1 protein-coding gene is annotated in these 965 nt (G+C 69.6%); it reads left to right on the forward strand.

The annotated features are described in order from the left end of the window. Window positions 1-5: 5 nt before the first annotated feature. Window positions 6-965: amidase (locus EOA24_RS39395; RefSeq protein ID WP_245501989.1), on the forward strand; the 960-nt coding region annotated here is incomplete at its 3' end.

The following is a 965-nucleotide window of genomic DNA, read 5'->3' on the forward strand; positions in this document are numbered from 1 at the left end:
TGCCTGTGGAGGATGCGGAATTGGGCCCGCTCGCCGGCCTGCGCCTGGCCGTCAAGGACATCTATGACGTCGCCGGCTACCGCACCGGCTGCGGCAACCCGCAAAAATACGAGGAGGCGCATGCCGCCTCGCGCACGGCGCAAGCGGTGCAGGCCATCCTCGACGCCGGCGCGCGATTCGTCGGCAAGACCCAGACCGACGAGCTGGCCTTCTCGCTGTTCGGCCAGAACGCGCATTTCCCATACCCGGTCAATCCCGCCGCGCCCGATCGCGTCACCGGCGGCTCCTCTTCCGGCTCGGCGGCCGCGGTTGCCGGCGGGCTGGCGAACATCGCCACCGGCTCCGACACCGGCGGCTCGATCCGCGCGCCGGCGAGCTTCTGCGGCCTGATCGGGCTACGCACCACCCATGGCCGCATTTCGCTCGACGGGGCGATGAAGCTGGCATCGAGCTTCGACACGTTCGGCTGGTTCGCCGACGACATCGAGACCTATGAGACGGTCGGCAAGCTGCTGCTCGGCCGCGACCTGCATCAGCACCCGCTCAACCGCCCGCTCTCGATCCGCTGGCTGGACGCCTTCGTCATGGGTCCGGCGGAGGCCGCGCAATATGCGCGCATGAAGGCGCTGGCCGCCGCTGTCATAGGCCAGCCCGTGGAAACCGAATACGCCTTCGCTTCATTCCCCGACGAGCTTTACTGGTGCTTTCGCCGCCTGCAGGCCTTCGAGGCCTGGCGCGAGCATGGCCCGTGGATCTCGGCCGGCGGTCGCCTCAGCCCGGGCGTCGAGGAGCGTTTTGCCTTCGGCCGCACCATAGATGCCAAAACTGCCGCCGCCGAAGCGGCGCGGCGGCTGGCTTTCCGGGCCGAGCTCGGCGCCCTGCTTGGCAATGACGGCTTTCTCGTCCTGCCCACCGTTCCCGGCGCGGCGCCGCTCGCCGCCAGCACCCCGGAACAGTTCCAGGCC

The sequence above is a fragment of the Mesorhizobium sp. M2A.F.Ca.ET.039.01.1.1 genome (genome assembly GCF_003998035.1).
Classification (GTDB): Bacteria; Pseudomonadota; Alphaproteobacteria; order Rhizobiales; family Rhizobiaceae; genus Mesorhizobium.